Genomic DNA, 5,065 nt, shown 5'->3' on the forward strand with positions numbered 1-5,065 from the left:
GGGGACGGCGGGCGCGCCCGCGCGCACACGCAGCCACGCGCCAAGGTCGGCCAACGCCCAGGGCACTCCCTCGGGGCCGCCGCTCAGCACGGTCCAGGGACGCTTCTTCGCGGCCGGGGCCCCACCGCCGAAGGCCGCCACCACGTGCGACTCACCCACCAACAGCGCGAGTTCGGGCAGCGGGTCGGGGATGTCTGCCTCGACCAGGGCCAGGGTGCGGTCGGGTCGGGACAACGCCGCAGGTTCGGCCCCGGGCGCGGTGGCGCCGAGCACGGTGACCGCGGCGCCCCTCTCCTGCGCGGTGGGCAGCACGTGGCGTTCCAGGGTCGGCAGGTCGAGCCGGTTGCCGATGAGCACGAACTCGCGAAGGGCCGCGCCATCGGTACGCGCGGGCCACTCGCGCAGCAGGGCGAGCGGGGACAGGGTCACGAGCGGGCCTCTTCTCACACCGGGAACGTCGTCGAGTCTAGAACAGGGGAGGAGGCATCCTTCGACCCCGGTATACGGGTGGCGTGAGCGGGTGCGACGATGAGGGCGATGCCGAAGAGCCCGCCTTGCCGATCGCTGCGCGCCGGGGTGTTCACCCTGGTGTGCGCGAGCCTGTCCGCGATCGGGCACGCGGTGAGCTCGGGGCAGGACGTACCGCTGCTCGGGTTGTTGCTCGGCGGCGCGCTGGTGTGGGTGATGGCCTGGGCCTCGACCACACGGCGCCTGGGGGTGTGGGCGTTGACCGCCCGCATGCTCTGGGGCCAGTTCGCGCTGCACGTGACCTTCAGTGCCGCCCAGGGGTGGGGCGGCGGCCACGGTGACCACGGCGCGGTCGACGTGGCCGCGCAGTCGATGCCGGCGTGGGCCATGATCGCGATGCACGTGGTCATGGCGTTGGTGAGCGCCTGGTGGCTGCGACTGGGCGAGGACGCCCTCTTCGCGTTCTTGCGGTTCATGGCGCTGTCCCTGGTGCCGTTGTTGCTGGTGGTCGGAGCGTTGCCGCGCCCGGAGCCGGTGCTCGCGCCCGGGTTCGTTCCACTGGACAGGTCGTTGCCGGCCGGGCCGTCGGTGCTGCGCCACACCCGGGTCCTGAGAGGTCCACCGGTCGTGCTCGCCGCCTGAGAGCGAGCGTGAGCCGACCCCGTGGCGCGCCCCGTGCGTCGTGGTGGTCATCGCGTGTTCGCCCTGGGGGCGGCCCAGGTGTGTTCGCGCGGCGCCTCGTGGTGTCGCAAGGACGCCCGCGCCCTCCTGATCCGGTCATGTCCTTCGTCGGTCGTGCCGTGGTCGGGTGTCGGCGCGTGCGATGACCGAAGGCTCGAATGTGATGACCGTGGGTGAAGACGGTGCGCGCGCGGCAGTGGCGACCGTACCCGTGACCTCGACCGAAGACCCCTCGAACCTGTCCCTTCTGGCGTTGCGCGCCGGTCGGGGCGCCCCCGAGGCGATCGATGCGCTGTTCACGCTGACCCGTGAGGACGTGCGGCGCTACATCGCCCGGCGGGTCGATCCGACCTGGGTGGAGGACCTGACCCAGGAGACCTACACCCGTGCCCTGCGTGGTCTGCCCCGTTACTCGGGTCGGGCACCGGTGCGGGCCTGGTTGTTGTCGGTGGCCCGTCACACCGTGGTGGACCGGTACCGGGTGCGCGAGCGCACCCCGCGTACCGATCCGGTACGGGACGTGGAGGGCTGTTTGGGCGCGGGGGCGGCCGCCCCGGGCCGTTTCGACGAGTACCTGGCGCTGGTGGCGCTGCTGGAGGAGCTGCCCGAGCAGCGGCGCCGGGCCTTCGTACTGACCCAGGTGCACCGGGTGCCCTACGCCGAGGCCGCGGCGCTGTTGGGGGTGCCGGTGGGCACCGTGCGCTCGCGTGTGGCGCGTGGACGCCGGGATCTGGCCCGGCTGGTGCGCGAGGCGGCGTGATGGTCCGCCCCGCGCCTTTGGATGTCGACTCGATGAGATGGGAAAGACCTGACATGACCGAAACCGTGACCGCCCGTTTCGCCCCGCCCCGGTTGTGGCGCCCTGCGGGGGCGGCCGTCGCCGCGACCATGCTGTTGGGCGGGGTGGCGTGCTCCGCCGGCGGTGGCCTGGACGAGGTCGAGCACTACCTGGACCTGTCCGATGAGCCGATGGCGGCCTCTTCGGCGGAGTTGGTGGACGTGGACGGTGAAGCGTGGCGGTTCACCGACGTGGATCCCGATCGGCTCACCCTGCTGTTCTTCGGATACACGAGCTGCCCGGACGTGTGCCCGATGACCATGGCCGAGATCGATCTGGCCCTGGAGGAGGCGGGTGCGGTCGCCGACGACGTGGACGTGGTCATGGTGACCAGTGACCCGGCCCGGGACACCGACGAGCAGTTGCGTTCCTGGTTGGACCGTTTCGACCCCGGGTTCCAGGGGGTGCGGGGCGAGATCGAGGACATCGTGGCGGCCGCCGGCGACTATGGGATCCCCATCGAGGCGCCTCAGGAGACCGATGGCGATTACCTGGTCTCCCACGGTGGGCGGATCATCGTCCTGACCGAGGGTGGTGAGGCCGCCGGCATGTTCGACGAAGGGGTGGAGGCCGACCAGGTGGCCGAGCTTCTCCCGGTGTTGGTCGAGGAGCTGTTGTGAGGGGACCTTCCCGGCGCGGACTGTTGACCGGTGGGGCGGCCGGGGCGGTGGGGTTGGCCGCGGGCGGCCTGTTGGGTGCGGGCGTGAACCGCCCGGAGCCCGACCCGGCCCTGGCCGTGACGCTGTCTCGGGGCGGGCACCGGGACGGGTTGCCGCCGGCGTTGCTCACTCCCACCCCGTCCCACGTGCGGGTGGTGGCGCTGGACGTGGTGGGGGACGGCCCAGAGGAGGTGTCGGAGCGGGCCCGCGAGGTGTCGGAGACCTGGAGGGCGCAGATCCGGGCGTTGCACGAACACGGGTTGGAGGGGGTGGTGGAGGGTGCGCCCACCCGGGGGCTGCATCCGGCCTCGTTGGGGATCACCCTGGGGTTGGGCGGCGCGCTGTTGGAGCGGGCCGGTCTGGGAGATCGGCGGCCCGAAGAGTTGGAGGACCTGCCGGAGTTCGCCGCAGATCGGCTCCGCCCGGAGTGGTGCGGCGGGGACCTGATGCTGCACGTGGGCGCGGAGGATCCGGTGGTGGCCGGGGCCGCCACCCGCCATCTGGTCGATCTGGTCGGAGAGAGAGTGCGGGTGCGATGGGCGCTGCCGGGCTTTCGGCGCGGCGCGGTCACCGCGAAGGACCCCTCGGCCACTCCGCGCAACCTCATGGGCCAGATCGACGGTACGGTCAACCCGCGCCCGGACCAGGCGGTGTTCGCCTCGCAGGTCCTGGCCGCCCACCCCGATCCGGCCACGAAGTGGATGGACGGTGGTAGCTACGTGGTGGTGCGCCGGATCCGCATGCTGTTGGACGGTTGGTTCGCGCTCTCCGAACACGAGCGGGAACGGGTGGTGGGTCGGCGCCTGGACGATGGGGCGCCCCTGGGCGGTTCGAAGGAGGACGACCGGCCGAACCTGGTGGCCCGGGACGACGCGGGGCGGCCGGTGATCGCCCAGGACGCGCACATCCGCTTGGCCTCCCCGGAGAACACCCTGGGGGCGCGCATGCTCCGGCGCGGCTTCGACTACGACCTGGGGTGGGATTCGGAGGGGCGGGCGGATGCGGGGTTGCTGTTCACCGCCTGGCAGGCCGACCCTCGTACCGGTTTCACCGCCGTGCAGCGGAGCCTGGACGAGGGCGGGGACGCGCTCGGTGAGTACATCCGACACGAGGGCGGCGCGGTGTTCGCGGTGCCTCCGGCGGGGGAGGACGGGCAGGTGCCGGGCCCGGAGCTGTGGGGGTGAGCGGCGCCACCGGGTTTGCGCGTGGGTCGTGGGAACCCGGTGGGGCGTGTGGGCGACGTGAAGGGGTGAGCGTCCCCGACGAAAGGCTTCCCCATGCGTTACCCGCGTCGCAAGACCCTGGCCGCCCTCGCTCTGTGTTCGGTGTTGGCCGCCTGCGGCACCACCACCGATCCGGGGGATGCCGGACCCGCCGAGGCGGTCACCGAACCCGGTGGGCGGGCCCGGGTGGGGGACCTGATGGTCGAGGACGCCTGGATGCCGGAGCCGGCCAACCCCGAGGTGGGGGTGGTCTACCTGGCGGTCACCAACACCGCCCCCGATGACGACGCGGTGGTGGGCGTGAGCACCAGCGCCTCACCGGAGGCGGGTCTGCACCGCACCGAGACCACCGAGTCGGGCGCCTCGACCATGCGCCCCGTCGAGGAGGTCCCGGTGCCGGCCGGCGGCACCACCACCTTCGTCGAGGGCGGTTACCACGTCATGGTCGAAGACATCCCCGACCCGTTGCGGGTCGGGGACACGGTCGCCGTCACGCTCGATTTCGCGAGCGGGGCCGAGGCGGAACTGGAGGTTCCGGTGCGGGAGATGACCGGGGGCGCGGGCGAGAGCGACCACTCCGAAGGGCACGACCACCACTGAGGTCGCCCGCACGCCACCCCAGCGCCGTGTCCACCACCAGGAACAACAGCAGGGACGTCCCCAGGACCGGCATCGCCCAGGACAGGGTGAGGGCCACGGCCACCACCGTCGTCTTCAGCGGCCAGGACAGGGCGAGGAGGCAACCACGGGGGTGGGCGCGCCCCACCCCCGCCCGCCCACGGGTGGGCCTGCGCTGCCACCAGGATCGGTAGCCCAGAGCGATCGCGTACAGCAGACCGCCGGCCAGCACGGTCATCAGGATCTGGTTGGCGACCCCGAACAGCAGGCCCATGTGCAGGTCCACGCCCCAACGGGCGAGTTTGGCCATGAGGGGGTGGTCGGCGAAGCGCACCACGTCGACCACCCGACCCGTGTCCTGTGCCAGGGACGCCTCGTCGGCCCGGGTGGGCCAGGAACGGTCCAGTTCGGTGATGACGTAGGGGGAGAGGTGGTCGGCGGGCATCTGCACGGTGAGGGGGCCCTCCAGCCCGGCTCCGCGCGCCGACTCCAGGGCGGCGTCGATGCCCGCGTCCACACCCGGGTTCGCCGAGAGGGTGTCGGTGGCCGCCACCGGGGTGGTCCACGACAGGGCCTCG

The 5,065-nt window shown here is 72.4% G+C and carries 6 protein-coding genes and 1 pseudogene; 5 read left to right on the forward strand and 2 right to left on the reverse strand.

Features of this window, described 5'->3' with window-relative positions:
* A pseudogene (locus K8V84_RS12640) lies at positions 1-429 on the reverse strand (hypothetical protein); the annotation flags it as partial.
* 99 nt (positions 430-528) lie between these two features.
* Between K8V84_RS12640 and K8V84_RS12645 the strand changes: the two are divergent.
* From K8V84_RS12645 to K8V84_RS12665, 5 genes are all read left to right on the forward strand, one after another.
* Positions 529-1,110, forward strand: a complete 582-nt coding sequence (locus K8V84_RS12645; protein WP_304074385.1) for a hypothetical protein — start codon at positions 529-531, stop codon at positions 1,108-1,110.
* Between the two features lie 202 nt (positions 1,111-1,312).
* Positions 1,313-1,909 (forward strand): sigma-70 family RNA polymerase sigma factor, encoded by a 597-nt coding sequence (locus K8V84_RS12650; protein WP_304074386.1) that lies wholly within the window; start codon positions 1,313-1,315, stop codon positions 1,907-1,909.
* A 128-nt stretch (positions 1,910-2,037) separates the two neighbouring features.
* On the forward strand, positions 2,038-2,607 hold the full coding sequence (locus tag K8V84_RS12655) for an SCO family protein (RefSeq protein ID WP_304074392.1): 570 nt from the start codon (positions 2,038-2,040) through the stop codon (positions 2,605-2,607).
* The gene (locus tag K8V84_RS12660; RefSeq protein ID WP_304074388.1) at positions 2,604-3,830 is read left to right on the forward strand and encodes a Dyp-type peroxidase; all 1,227 of its coding nucleotides are present in this window, start codon (positions 2,604-2,606) and stop codon (positions 3,828-3,830) included. Before K8V84_RS12655 ends, K8V84_RS12660 begins: the two co-directional genes overlap by 4 nt.
* 93 nt (positions 3,831-3,923) lie before the next feature.
* A complete protein-coding gene (locus K8V84_RS12665; RefSeq protein ID WP_304074390.1) occupies positions 3,924-4,469 on the forward strand; it encodes a copper chaperone PCu(A)C in 546 nt (181 codons plus the stop codon).
* Here the strand turns inward: K8V84_RS12665 and K8V84_RS12670 are convergent.
* Positions 4,360-5,065, reverse strand: a 706-nt coding sequence (locus tag K8V84_RS12670) for a PepSY domain-containing protein (protein WP_304074391.1), incomplete at its 5' end; no start/stop codon positions are given. The two genes, K8V84_RS12665 and K8V84_RS12670, sit on opposite strands and share 110 nt — an antisense overlap.

The organism is Nocardiopsis listeri, from assembly GCF_020741345.1.
Classification (GTDB): domain Bacteria; phylum Actinomycetota; class Actinomycetes; order Streptosporangiales; family Streptosporangiaceae; genus Nocardiopsis; species Nocardiopsis listeri_A.